The sequence below is a fragment of the Pseudomonas sp. FP2300 genome, from assembly GCF_030687595.1.
Lineage (GTDB): Bacteria > Pseudomonadota > Gammaproteobacteria > Pseudomonadales > Pseudomonadaceae > Aquipseudomonas > Aquipseudomonas bijieensis.
On sequence record NZ_CP117440.1, the window covers coordinates 4,328,779 to 4,340,735 of the forward strand.

Genomic DNA, 11,957 nt, shown 5'->3' on the forward strand with positions numbered 1-11,957 from the left:
TCGCCTGCCTGGACAGGAATCGGCATCCTGATGGCTGCCTTGATGCTGGTGTAGTGATCGCTACAAAACGCAGCCCCGGAAATGGTTCGCACCACACCTCTACTTCGCGGTAATCACCGACAGCTTGCTGATCCCCGCCCGCTCGATGGACGCCATGGCCCGGGCCACCTCGCCATAATTCACGCCGTTGTCCGCCTGCAGTTGCACCCGTACATCAGGGTTCTTCGCCTTGGCGGCTTGCAGGTTCGACTCCAGCAGATCCGCCTGGATCTCATCCTTGTTGATGAACACCTTGCCCTTGTCGTCGATGCTCACCACCAGCGGGTCCTTCTGCTCCACCGGCGCCACTGACTCGGTCTTTGGCAGGTTGATGGGAATGGCGTTGGTCAGCAGCGGCGCGGTGACGATGAACACCACGAGCAGCACCAACATGACATCCACCAGTGGCGTGACGTTGATCTCACTGAGCACTTCGTCGCTGTCTTGTGTGGAGAAGGCCATGTCAGGACGCCTCCTTCACTTTCTGTCCGGCGACGGTCGCACCAGGCTTGTTCAATACCGGGTGCAGCAACACGCGAAACGCATTCTTCTGGGCCAGGCTGTAGAAGTCATGGGCAAAGTCGTCGAGGTCGGCGGCGGTCAGCTTCAGGCGACGCAGGAAGTAGTTGTAGACCAGCACCGCCGGCACCGCGACGGCGATACCGACGCCGGTGGCGACCAGCGCGGCACCGATCGGGCCGGCGACGGTTTCCAGGCTGGCCGAGCCCGCGGCACTGATACCTTTGAGAGCCGACATGATGCCCCAGACGGTGCCGAACAAACCGATAAAGGGCGACGTGCTGCCAATGCTCGCCAGGATTGCCAAGCCACTTTCCAATGACCGGCGTTCCCGCACGATCTGCTGGCGCAAGGCGCGCTCGAGCCGGTCCTGGTGATTGATCGACTGGCTCAGGTCGGTGGCTTGCAGGCCTTCCGGCACCTGGATCGCGGCATAGCCGGCCAGCGCCACTCGGGCTGCCGCACCCGGTTGGCTTTGGGCCAATTCGGCGGCGGAATCGAGACTGGAGGCGGCCCAGAAGCGCTTATGGAATTTGCGGTCCTGGGTCTTGAGACGAGTGAATTGCACGCCCTTGAGCAAGGCCAGGCCCCAGGTCGTGACGGAAAAAAGGATCAACAGCCAGATGACGGCGTGTTCGATGGATTCAAAAGGCGATGCAATCAGGTTCATGGTCAGGCTCTCCAACAAGGCGCTAAGTCAGTTGTAGCGGTATCGGTTGTAGCGATGCGCCTTTCGTCAGGTGGCCCGCGGTCTGTCGGTTGCGTTGAGTTACTTGATCTTGAAGTCAATGGGCACGCTGACCCACCCGTCCACGGCGACGTCCCCCTGCTTGGCCGGAACAAAACTCCAGCGCTTGACCGCCGCCAGCGCAGCGTCGTCGAGTTGATCGCGGCCGCTGCTTTTCTGGAGCTGGACCTCACCGGGTTTGCCGCTGGCCAGGACATGTACCCGCAACAGCACCGTGCCTTCCCAGCCGCGACGCATTGCCAGCGACGGATATTCCGGCGCCGGATTTTTCAGGTAACCGGCGCTGGCCGAAGGTGGCGTCACCGGTTTCGGCGCGGGCGGTACGGGCGGCGCCGGCGCCACGACCGGTTGCGGCGGTGCCGGAGCTACCGGTGGCTGCTCCACCGGCTTGGCTACGGGTTTTGGCACCGGCTTGACCACCGGTTTGGGTTTGGGAATCGGTTTAGGCGGCGGTGGCTTGATGGCCAATTCATCCTCAACCGGCGGCGGTGGCTCGACCACAGGTTGCGGAATCGGTGCGGGTGGTGGAGGCTCCACCACCGGCGGCGCGGGCTGGGAAAATTCGATGGTCATCGGCGGAATCTCCGGCGGTACCACGGGCAATACCGGCGCAGGCGCCTGGTTGACCCAGACAATCACCGCGCCATGCAGCACCAGGACGAACGCCCCCAGCAAGAGCCCTTCGCGACGACTCGATACGCGTTTGGGCGTGGTGTGCAACCGCGACAACGCCAAAGGTTCACGGAACACCCGACCAAGATCCAACAGCTCGCCACTCGGCAGCGGGCGTCGGAATACCTCCAGGGCACGGGTGGCGCTCTGAACATTGCCCATTGCTTGACTCCTATAAATGTCCAAATTGAACACGCACCAGTTCCTGGGCTAACGCGCCGATTCCGATTGCGTCAGCGTCAAAGGCGTCGGGGAAAACACCTGCTGATCCGTCAGCGCCTTAACGTCGACTCGATGGGGGAAAATCTTCTTTGCCACGAACAAATCGTCGACCTGTTGCAGGGCCTGGACGTCTTGCGCCTCGACCGGAACCAGCGACTCGTCGCCCCAACTGCGCAAGGTCTGCGAGACTTCAAGGGGAATGTCGTTAACCTTGGCAAAGACCCGGGCGTACTCATCGCGATTGTCCTGCGCCCATTCGAAAGCCTTGGCAAAACGTCCGAGGACATCACTCAACGCCTTGCGCTTGAGCGGGTCATTCAGGACTTCATCTGAGGCCGTGATAAACGTCAGCCCCGAGTTGATGCCCTCGCCGCTGAGCAATACCCGGGCGCCCTTCTGCTCAGCGAAAGCCTGGTACACACCAAACGTCGCCCAGGCTTCGATTTTTCCGGCGTTGAACGCTGGCAACGCATCGGTCGGCAGGACAAACCCCACATTGACGTCTTTCTCATCGACCCCGGCGTTGGCCAGTGCGCGGATCAGCAGGTACTGGGAAATGCTGCCTCGGGCCGACGAAACCACGACGTTGCGGCCTTTCAGATCGGCGACGCTGCGGATCGTTGAATCCGGTGGGAGCAGAATCGCAATGCCTCGTGACTGGCCGCGCCGCACCGCGACAATCCGTAACGGCGTGCCTCCCGTTGCCGCCGCAAGCACCGGCGTGTCACCCGCTGGCGCCAGGTCGACAGCGCCGGCCCGCAGGGCTTCGAACAACGGCGCGGCGCCCTGGAAGTTCGCCCACTGCACCTTGTACTCGATCCCTTCCAATGCGTTCGACGCTTCCACCACCGTGCGCAAACCCTTGGCCTGATCGCCCAGCACCAGCGTCACGCTGGACAAGTCGGGAGCCTTGGCCGTAGGTGATTGGCTGTCGCTGTTATCTTTGCACCCTGCAAGCACGAATGCGGCACCGACCAATAGCACGGCCGTGGTCTTCCAGGTGCGCCTGGGCATGGCGAACGCCTTCATCGACAGATCATCCATGGGCAAAACGCCGGACGCTGCTGGCCGTAGCCTGACGTGCAGCGCCATTTGCCTGGGCCGCGGGTTCCAGCGTTTCAACACCCAACAGTTTCAGCAAGCGCGCACGGATATTCTGGAAGCCTTCCTGGCCGGTGTCCCGTGCCCTGGGCAGATCGATCGTCAATTGTTCAGCGATCTTGCCGTTGGCCAGCACGATGACCCGATCGGCCAGCAGGATCGCTTCGTCCACATCGTGGGTCACCAGCAACACAGCAGGTGTGTGTTTGCGCCATAAGTCGATGATCAGCCGATGCATGCGGATCCGGGTCAGCGCATCGAGCGCGGCGAACGGCTCGTCAAGCAGCAACAACTTTGGCTCGCGCACCAGCCCGCGAGCCAGCGCCACCCGCTGGGCTTCGCCACCAGACAGCGTCGCCGGGTAGGCCTCCAGCCGATGGGCCAGGCCCACCTCGGTCAGGGCTTCTACCGCACGAGTCTTGGCATCGGGAACGCGCAGACCAAGAATCACGTTCTTCCAGGCCCGTTTCCAGGGCATCAGCCGGGGTTCCTGGAACACTGCCGCCCGCGCCCTGGGCACGCGCAGTTGACCGCTGTCGATGCTGTCGAGTCCTGCCAGGCTGCGCAGCAAGGTGGTCTTGCCCGAACCGCTGGCGCCGAGCAGCGCGACGAACTCCCCCGGGGCGATGTCCAGGTCCAGGCCATCGATGACCCGTTGCTGGCCAAATTGACGCACCACATTGCGCAGTTGCACAGGCGCTACGGCATCCGTGGTTTTGGATGCCTCCACGAGATCAATGCTCGACATATCAGTTCCTCACAAAAGTTGGGCGCCAGGCCAGGGCAAATCGCTCCAGCGTGCGGATCAATCCGTCGATCAACAGGCCGAGGACGCTGTAGATCAGCAGGCAAATCACGATCACGTCGGTGCGCATGAAATCTCGCGCATCACTGGCCAGGTAGCCGATGCCGGCGGTGGTGTTGATTTGCTCGACGAAAACCAGGGCCAGCCAGGAAATTCCCAGGGAGTAGCGCAGGCCGACGAAAAACGAGGGCAAGGAACCGGGCAGGATCACGTGCCAGATCAGCTCTCGACGGCTCAGGCCCAAGGTGTTGGCGGCCTCGATCAGCTTGGGGTCGATATTGCGAATGCCGGCAAACAGATTCAGGTACACCGGGAAAGTGGTGCCGATGACGATCAGGGCGATCTTGGTGAACTCGCCAATGCCGAACCAGAGGATGAACAGCGGCACGAGGGCCAGCGAAGGGATGGTGCGCAGCATCTGCATCGGCGAATCGAGGACCACCTCGCCGCGTTTCGACAGGCCGCTGATCAGCGCCGCGATCACACCGATCGTTACGCCGATGCTCAGCCCCACGAGCGCCCGTTGCAGCGAAACCAGCAGATGCCTGCCAAGCTCACCCGAGACGATCATGGCCCATAGCGTTCCGCCGATCTGCGACGGCGCGGCAATGACCCGCGGCGGGATCAGGCCCCAGCGCGACGCCAGCTCCCACAGCAGCAGGAGCACAAGCGGACTGATCAAGCGCAACAACGCCTCTGGCGTGCGCCAATGACGCAACCAGTCGGGAGCCAGTCTCGACGCACCTTGCCGCGCTGCGTTGAGACGCACGGTCTTCTCGACGAAAAAAGAGCTGCTGGTGCCCCGTGTCTCGAAAATCTTGTCGCTCATCAGGCTTCCTTCCTCATATAGAACATGGCCAGAGGCGCCATGCATCAGCTTCGGACTCATGCTATTCGCATAAAAAAACCCAGTGAAATTCTTTTTAGGAATAACCTAATATGTTTAAAAATCAGATGTAGCAAACTCCAAATGAATTATTTGCATAATAATTCGCTACGGGCAGCGTCGATGGAGGGCACACGGACCATTCGCTATAAAATGCAAATATCTGATAAAAAGATAAATAATTGATTAAAATATTTGATAATTACCATAGAACAAATCGGCATTTCACAGGCCTGCCCCTCTACGCCTACTTTGCTGTCACGGACCGACCCCTCGCCCGGTGGAGGCTCAATCACGCCAATTCAGTGAAAATGAAAAGGAATCCACCATGAGTGTTGAATTTATCGGTTTCATCGGCGGCCACCACGCCTCGGAGATCCATCCACGCAGTGGCCCAGTCCTGCAACCCGAGTACGTGGAGAAAGTGGCCCGGGCCCACGAGGAGGCCGGTTTCGACCGGGCGTTGGTCGCGTTTCATTCCAATAGCCCGGACAGCACACTGATCGCCTCACACGCCGCCAGCGTGACGAAAAACCTGAAGTTCCTCATCGCCCATCGACCGGGGTTCGTTGCACCGACCCTGGCCGCTCGCCAGTTCAATACGCTGGACGTATTCAATGGCGGGCGCACCGCCGTCCACATCATCACCGGTGGCGATGATCGCGAGCTGCGTGCCGACGGTAGCTACATCGGCAAGGACGAGCGCTATGCCCGCACGGATGAATACCTCGACGTGCTGCGCCAGGAATGGACCCGCGAAAAGCCTTTCGACTATCAAGGCAAGTATTACCAATTCGAAGGCGCACACTCGGACGTGAAATCGCCGCAGCAACCGCATATCCCGCTGTACTTCGGCGGGTCGTCAGCGGCCGCCATCGCGGTGGCGGGCAAGCATGCGGACGTCTATGCATTGTGGGGAGAAACCTACGAGCAAGTGCGCGAGGTGGTACACCAGGTGCGTGCCGAAGCCGCCAGGCATGGTCGTAGCATCCGCTTCAGCCTGTCGTTGCGACCGATTCTGGCAGACACCGAAGAGCAAGCCTGGGAGCGCGCCGAGCGCATCCTGCAACAGGCAAGCGCACTGGCCAAACAGAATGGATTCGTGCGCCGGGAACCACCGAACGAAGGCTCGCGACGCCTGCTGGCAGCGGCAGCCCAGGGCTCGCGCCTGGACAAGCGGCTGTGGACCGGCATTGCCGGCCTGCTCGGCGCACAGGGTAACTCGACCTCTTTGGTGGGCACCCCGGAACAAGTGGCAGAAGCGCTGCTCGACTACTACAACCTGGGCATCACCACCTTCCTGATCCGCGGCTTCGACCCACTGGAGGACGCCATCGATTACGGCAAGCGCCTGATCCCCCTGACCCGGCAATTGGTTGCCGAACGCGAGCGCCAGGCGGCGGAAAAGGTGGCCTGAAAGCGCCATACAGGCATTGCGGGGAGCGAGCTTGCTCCCACAATGTTTCCGGCTGCCGCCGGATCTACATTCACACATCGATATTCTGTGGGAGCGAGCCTGCTCGCGATGGCGTCGGATCAGTCGGTATTGATGTTGACTGGTCTGCTGCCATCGCGAGCAGGCTCGCTCCCACAAAAGGCTCCCCACAATAGGAATGTGCCGGTTGCAACTTCCAGCACATTCGCCCATAGGCTCAGTTCTTGTAGTCCAGATCGGTCCTTTCCAACTGCCGGATCAGCGCATTCCAGTGCCGCGCAACCCCCGGTCCATCGCCTCTCTTGAGCGCTTCGGCCTGGGTCTCGACCTTGGCTACGACGTCGGCCGGCGGGAAGACCAGCTCGGCGTTGCCAGCGGCCTGCGCCGCGATCTGGATGCTGCAGGCGCGCTCCAGGCCTTGCAATTGCTGGAACGCATGTTCGACGCTGATGCCTGCGGTCAGTAGCCCATGGTTGCGCAGGATCAGCACGCTCTTGTCCCCCAGGTCCGCCACCAGTCGTTCACGCTCGTCGAGGTCCAGCGCAATGCCTTCATATCCGTGGTAGGCCACCCGCCCGGAAAAGGCGATGGAATGCTGGGAGATCGGCAGTAAACCGTCCCGCTGGGCGGACACCGCGATGCCATCGCGGGTGTGGGTGTGCAGAACGGCTTGCAGATCAGGCCGCGCGCCATGGATCGCGCTATGGATCACATAGCCGGCGTGGTTGATGCCAAGTCCTGTCGGGTCGTCGACGAGGGTGCCGTCGACGTCGACCTTGACCAGGTTGGAAGCGGTAATTTCATCGAACAACAACCCGAACGCGTTGATCAGGAAATGCTCTTCAGGCCCGGGCACTCGCGCGGAAAAATGCGTGTAGATGTGATCGGTCCACTTGAACAAGGCCGCCAGCCGGTAGGCTGCGGCCAGCTTCACGCGCACTTCCCACTCTTCGGGAGTGACGCGTTGGCGGACATTTTTCGAGGCGCTGGATAGCGGGCTGACGCTGCTCATGACAAGACTTCCTGGATGGACTAGGGATCTCCAGCAAGCCTAGGGGAAGGTAAAAAATAATAAAAAGCACATTTTAATCTAAGCTAATTATTATTTTTTTTTATTATAAATCGTCGTCCGTATTCCTTACGCAGCACTCTTGATCTTCTGCAATGATCCGGCCACCAGCTTGCCGAAGGCATCCACTGGCCCTTGCAGGTTGCCGAGGAAGTGCGGATAGATCAACCACAGGTCCATCACTGGCTTGAAGTCCTTGAGGGGCATCGCGGCCAGCTGATCACGGTGGGCGCTACGCTCCAGCAACGGACGCGGCACCAGGCCAAGGCCCAGGCCATCGGCGACCAGGCCCAACTGCAATTCAGTGCCGAAGGTCTCCAGGTTGACCCGCAGGGCCAAGCCCTGGTCCGACAAGGTCCGCTGCAGCCCGGCGCGAAAACCGCAGCCGTCGGGATTGAGTACCCAGCCATTCTGGTAGACATCAGCCAACTTGCAGGGGCGCTTGGGCAGTTGCGCCTTGGCACAGACCACGACCAACTCCATCTTGCCGATCGACTCGCCAACAATGTTGTCGGGAAAAATCTTGCCAGCGGGAAATAATGCAGCCGCCGCATCCAACTCGCCGCGCTCGATCTTGCCGACCAACTGACTGCCCCAGCCCGTGGCCACCTGGGCGCGCAGTTCGGGATACTCGACGCGCAAATGCTTGAGGGCATCGAGCAACACCACATCACCGATCGTTTGCGGAACGCCCAGGCGCAACAACCCGGTAGGCGGCGCGTCGGTGGCGACCAGTTCGCGCAGCGCATCCATCTCCCGCAGGATCAAACGACATTGCTCATAGACCCGCGTACCGATCAAGGTCGGCTTGAGCGGCTTGGTATTGCGGTCGAACAACTCCACCCCCAAGGCCTGCTCGAAGTTCTGCACGCGCCGCGTGATCGCCGGTTGCGTCAGTTGCAACGTCTCGGCGGCATGGCTGATGGACTGGCAACGAATCACTTCGACAAAGGCGTCAATATCGTCAATTTTCATTTGGCCCGCACATAGAGAACAATCAATAAGATGTTTGAAAAGCATAAAGCCCTGCGAAAAAGCATAGTGCCATTGCGCCAATCTGGATAGCCCGGCCTACCTATCGATAACATCTAACACTAGTCAAACGGATTCTAAATTCTTTTCAGCTATAACCTAATCATAAAAAAATAGCATATTAAGAAAAATCATTATGCTTAAATCCTGATATCGAATTTTCACCACGACGATGGAATCCGCCATGACCCAGGCCCGACACCCGGAGAGACTCAGAGCATTCATAGGCGCCCTGGCAGAGCTGATCGACGGCAATCCCCGCGAGGGTGATCTGCTGCATCGCGGCGGCAAGTTGCTTGCACAACTGGTCAGCCATGACGACTGGCTGCCCGAAGCGTTCGCCAAGCCAGACCCAGAGCGCTATCAGCAATACCTGCTGCACGCCGATTCGCGGCAGCGTTTCAGTGTCGTCAGTTTTGTCTGGGGGCCAGGGCAACGCACGCCGATCCATGACCATCGGGTCTGGGGCCTGATCGGCATGTTGCGCGGTGCAGAGCATTCACAAGGCTTTGCTCGCCATCCCGATGGCAGCCTGGCACCCGAGGGTTCGCCGATTCATCTGCTGCCCGGCCAGGTCGAAGCCGTCTCTCCCCGGATCGGCGACATCCATCAGGTCAGCAACGCCTTCGACGACCAGGTCTCCATCAGCATCCATGTCTATGGCGCCAACATCGGCGCCGTACGCCGCGCGGTGTACCAGCCCGACGGCAGCGAGAAATTGTTCATCTCCGGTTATTCCAACGCCTTCCTCCCCAATATCTGGGACCTGTCCAAAGAGAGCCAAGCCCTATGAGCACCGTACGTACCCGCTCCTACTCGCAGATTCGCCAGGCGTTGCTGAGCCGTGAAGAGCTGGCCCTCATCGATGTGCGCGAAGAGGCCCCCTTCGCCCAGGGCCATCCATTGTTCGCAGCCAACATTACCCTGTCGAAGCTGGAACTCGAGGTCTACTCGCGCATCCCGAGGCGCGATACCCCGGTGACGGTCTATGACAATGGTGAAGGCCTGGCCGACATTGCGCGCCAACGCCTGCAAGGCCTGGGTTACGTCAATGTGAGCGTGCTCGAAGGCGGCCTGGAAGGCTGGCGCAAGGCCGGCGGCGAGCTGTTCATCGACGTCAATGTGCCGAGCAAGGCCTTTGGTGAACTGGTGGAAAGCCAGCGCCATACACCGTCGCTGGCGGCGGAAGAGGTCAAGGCGCTGCTCGACAACGAAGCCGACGTGGTGGTGCTCGATGCCCGGCGCTTCGATGAATACCAGACCATGAGCATTCCCGGCGGCATCAGTGTACCGGGGGCGGAACTGGTGTTGCGTGCCCGGGCGCTGGCTCCGGATCCGTCAACCCGAATCATCGTCAACTGCGCCGGGCGCACCCGCAGCATCATCGGCACCCAGTCACTGATCAATGCGGGCATCGCCAACCCGGTGTCCGCCCTGCGCAATGGCACCATCGGCTGGACCCTGGCCGGCCAAACGCTGGAGCACGGCCAGTCACGTCGATTCGCCGACAGTGGCGAGGAACATCGAGACATTGCCGCCGGCGATGCTCGCCGCGTTGCCGACAAGGCGCTGGTGGGTCGTGCCAGCCTTGCCGACTTGCACCGCTGGCAACAGGAGCCGACACGCAGCACCTACCTGTTCGACGTACGCACCCCGGAGGAATTCGAGGCCGGTCACCTGCCCGCTTCCCGCTCCACCCCCGGCGGGCAACTGGTGCAGGAAACCGATCACTTCGCCAGTGTTCGCGGCGCGCGCCTGGTACTGGTCGATGACGACGGCGTACGGGCCAATATGACCGGCTCCTGGCTCGCGCAATTGGGTTGGGACGTGTACGTACTGGATGATTTGCAACCCGCGCACTTCAGTGAACAGGGCTCGTGGAAAGCTCCCGTTCCTGTGCCGCCACAGGCCGAGGAGATCAGCCCTGACACCCTTGCCCAGTGGCTGGCCGAGGGTGACACGGTGGTGCTGGATTTCACCAGCAGCGCCAACTACGTCAAGCGCCACATCCCGGGTGCCTGGTGGGTATTGCGCGCGCAACTGAGCGAAGCCTTGAGCAAGGTGTCGCCCGCTCAACGCTACGTCCTGACCTGCGGCAGCAGCCAGTTGGCACGACTGGCGATCGCCGAGGTCGAGGCCATTACCGGCAAAGCCGTTTTCCTGCTGCGCGACGGCACCGCTGCCTGGATTGCTGCGCAATTGCCGCTGGAACATGGCGAAACCCGCCTCGCCTCGCCGCGCATCGACCGTTACCGCCGGCCTTACGAGGGCACCGACAGCCCACGGGAAGCCATGCAGGCGTACCTGGATTGGGAGTATGGCCTCGTCGACCAACTGGCCCGCGACGGCACTCATGGTTTTTACGTCATCTGAATGCACAGGGGGGGCGCAATGATCGCCCCCTTCTACACCAGCCGACCCCTTCTCCAGGCGGAGGCGACTGAACGCAACACTTTTAGCCTGGAGCCCCGCGATGCGCCTGACCCTGCCCCTGCTGTTAATCACCCTTGCCTTTGGCTCGGTCCACGCCACCGACTTGCAACCGCTGCGAGTTGCCAATCAGAAGTCCACCATCAAGGCCCTGCTGGAAGTGTCCGGCGAGCTCAAGGACGTGCCTTACGATATCCAGTTTTCCGAGTTCCCCGCCGCCGCGCCACTGGGCGAGGCGCTGAATGCCGGTGCCGTGGATATCGGCGCCCTGGGCGATGCTCCCTACGTGTTCGCCCTGGGCGCCGGAGCGTCGCTCAAGGTCGTCAGCATCATCCACGCCGAAGGACGCAACACGACTGCCATTCTTGTTCCCAAGGACTCCCCTATCAAGGCTGTCGCCGATCTCAAGGGCAAGCGCATCGTCACCACACGAGGCTCCATCGGGCACTACTTGGCTATCAAGGCCCTGCGCAGCGCAGGCCTGAGTACCGCAGACGTGGAGTTCGTTTTCCTGCTGCCCAGCGAATCCCGGCTGGTGCTGGATAACGGCACCGCAGACGCCTGGTCGACCTGGGACCCCTTCACCACCGTCGTCACCGCGCAAAGCCAGGCCAAGGTCCTGGTCAGCGGCAGCAACCTGCTGAGCAATCATCTCTATCTCGCCGCCACCAGCCAGGCCATCGCCGATAAACGCCAGCAATTGGACGACTTTGTCGCCCGGGTCGACCGGGCCTATCGCTGGAGCAACGACCACCCCAACGAGTATGCCGCTGCGCAGGCCAAAATCACTGGCTTGCCCCTGGAGGTGCACCTGACGGTAGCCAACGCGACCCACATGCAGCCGGTGGTCATTGACGACGCGGTAGTCAGTGGCCTGCAGACAACCGCTGACATTTATCAGGAGGAAGGCCTGCTGACTCGACACATCGATGTCTCCCAGGGCTTCGACAAGAGCTTCAACACCCTGCGTGCCCCCCTCACCCAGGCTTCGCGCTAAAG

General features: G+C 61.1%; 12 protein-coding genes. 4 read left to right on the top strand and 8 right to left on the bottom strand.

Annotated elements, in window-relative coordinates; all coding sequences use genetic code 11:
* Positions 1-99 precede the first annotated feature (99 nt).
* The 6 genes from PSH86_RS18980 to PSH86_RS19005 all read right to left on the bottom strand — a co-directional run bounded on the left by PSH86_RS18980 (position 100) and on the right by PSH86_RS19005 (position 4,935).
* On the bottom strand, positions 100-501 hold the full coding sequence (locus PSH86_RS18980; RefSeq protein ID WP_046061820.1) for a biopolymer transporter ExbD: 402 nt from the start codon (positions 499-501) through the stop codon (positions 100-102).
* A 1-nt stretch (position 502) separates the two neighbouring features.
* Positions 503-1,228, bottom strand: a complete 726-nt coding sequence (locus PSH86_RS18985) for a MotA/TolQ/ExbB proton channel family protein (protein ID WP_109753340.1) — start codon at positions 1,226-1,228, stop codon at positions 503-505.
* A gap of 99 nt (positions 1,229-1,327) precedes the next feature.
* Complete coding sequence (locus PSH86_RS18990; RefSeq protein ID WP_305484288.1) at positions 1,328-2,140, bottom strand: energy transducer TonB; 813 nt, start codon at positions 2,138-2,140, stop codon at positions 1,328-1,330.
* A gap of 48 nt (positions 2,141-2,188) precedes the next feature.
* The gene (locus PSH86_RS18995) at positions 2,189-3,214 is read right to left on the bottom strand and encodes an ABC transporter substrate-binding protein (RefSeq protein ID WP_305490378.1); all 1,026 of its coding nucleotides are present in this window, start codon (positions 3,212-3,214) and stop codon (positions 2,189-2,191) included.
* A 22-nt stretch (positions 3,215-3,236) separates the two neighbouring features.
* Positions 3,237-4,049, bottom strand: a complete 813-nt coding sequence (locus tag PSH86_RS19000) for an ABC transporter ATP-binding protein (protein ID WP_109753342.1) — start codon at positions 4,047-4,049, stop codon at positions 3,237-3,239.
* Position 4,050: 1 nt separating this feature from the next.
* Positions 4,051-4,935: an ABC transporter permease gene (locus PSH86_RS19005; protein ID WP_109753343.1), complete on the bottom strand. Its 885-nt coding sequence runs from the start codon at positions 4,933-4,935 to the stop codon at positions 4,051-4,053.
* A gap of 385 nt (positions 4,936-5,320) precedes the next feature.
* Here PSH86_RS19005 and PSH86_RS19010 point away from each other — a divergent pair, with 385 nt between their 5' ends.
* Positions 5,321-6,409 (top strand): LLM class flavin-dependent oxidoreductase, encoded by a 1,089-nt coding sequence (locus PSH86_RS19010; protein ID WP_305484292.1) that lies wholly within the window; start codon positions 5,321-5,323, stop codon positions 6,407-6,409.
* A gap of 235 nt (positions 6,410-6,644) precedes the next feature.
* On the opposite strand, the gene PSH86_RS19015 is transcribed toward PSH86_RS19010, so the two are convergent.
* Complete coding sequence (locus tag PSH86_RS19015; RefSeq protein WP_305484295.1) at positions 6,645-7,439, bottom strand: class II aldolase/adducin family protein; 795 nt, start codon at positions 7,437-7,439, stop codon at positions 6,645-6,647.
* A 126-nt stretch (positions 7,440-7,565) separates the two neighbouring features.
* Complete coding sequence (locus tag PSH86_RS19020) at positions 7,566-8,471, bottom strand: LysR family transcriptional regulator (RefSeq protein WP_162893845.1); 906 nt, start codon at positions 8,469-8,471, stop codon at positions 7,566-7,568.
* A 241-nt stretch (positions 8,472-8,712) separates the two neighbouring features.
* Between PSH86_RS19020 and PSH86_RS19025 the strand changes: the two genes are divergently transcribed.
* The 3 genes from PSH86_RS19025 to PSH86_RS19035 all read left to right on the top strand — a co-directional run bounded on the left by PSH86_RS19025 (position 8,713) and on the right by PSH86_RS19035 (position 11,955).
* Positions 8,713-9,321, top strand: coding sequence for a cysteine dioxygenase (locus PSH86_RS19025; protein ID WP_116832785.1), 609 nt, complete (start codon positions 8,713-8,715; stop codon positions 9,319-9,321).
* Entirely contained in the window at positions 9,318-10,901 is a 1,584-nt protein-coding gene (locus PSH86_RS19030) for a rhodanese-related sulfurtransferase (protein WP_232199757.1), read from the top strand. The genes PSH86_RS19025 and PSH86_RS19030 overlap by 4 nt, the downstream gene beginning before the upstream one ends.
* Before the next feature lie 100 nt (positions 10,902-11,001).
* Positions 11,002-11,955 (top strand): ABC transporter substrate-binding protein, encoded by a 954-nt coding sequence (locus PSH86_RS19035; RefSeq protein WP_109753349.1) that lies wholly within the window; start codon positions 11,002-11,004, stop codon positions 11,953-11,955.
* The last annotated feature ends 2 nt before the right edge of the window (positions 11,956-11,957 follow it).

Bases quoted from the DNA above. Each gene is read 5' to 3' on its own strand.
- PSH86_RS18980 (WP_046061820.1), bottom strand. From the start codon at position 501: ATGGCCTTCTCCACACAAGACAGCGACGAAGTGCTCAGTGAGATCAAC.
- PSH86_RS18985 (WP_109753340.1), bottom strand. From the start codon at position 1,228: ATGAACCTGATTGCATCGCCTTTTGAATCCATCGAACACGCCGTCATC.
- PSH86_RS18990 (WP_305484288.1), bottom strand. From the start codon at position 2,140: ATGGGCAATGTTCAGAGCGCCACCCGTGCCCTGGAGGTATTCCGACGC.
- PSH86_RS18995 (WP_305490378.1), bottom strand. From the start codon at position 3,214: ATGCCCAGGCGCACCTGGAAGACCACGGCCGTGCTATTGGTCGGTGCC.
- PSH86_RS19000 (WP_109753342.1), bottom strand. From the start codon at position 4,049: ATGTCGAGCATTGATCTCGTGGAGGCATCCAAAACCACGGATGCCGTA.
- PSH86_RS19005 (WP_109753343.1), bottom strand. From the start codon at position 4,935: ATGAGCGACAAGATTTTCGAGACACGGGGCACCAGCAGCTCTTTTTTC.
- PSH86_RS19010 (WP_305484292.1), top strand. From the start codon at position 5,321: ATGAGTGTTGAATTTATCGGTTTCATCGGCGGCCACCACGCCTCGGAG.
- PSH86_RS19015 (WP_305484295.1), bottom strand. From the start codon at position 7,439: ATGAGCAGCGTCAGCCCGCTATCCAGCGCCTCGAAAAATGTCCGCCAA.
- PSH86_RS19020 (WP_162893845.1), bottom strand. From the start codon at position 8,471: ATGAAAATTGACGATATTGACGCCTTTGTCGAAGTGATTCGTTGCCAG.
- PSH86_RS19025 (WP_116832785.1), top strand. From the start codon at position 8,713: ATGACCCAGGCCCGACACCCGGAGAGACTCAGAGCATTCATAGGCGCC.
- PSH86_RS19030 (WP_232199757.1), top strand. From the start codon at position 9,318: ATGAGCACCGTACGTACCCGCTCCTACTCGCAGATTCGCCAGGCGTTG.
- PSH86_RS19035 (WP_109753349.1), top strand. From the start codon at position 11,002: ATGCGCCTGACCCTGCCCCTGCTGTTAATCACCCTTGCCTTTGGCTCG.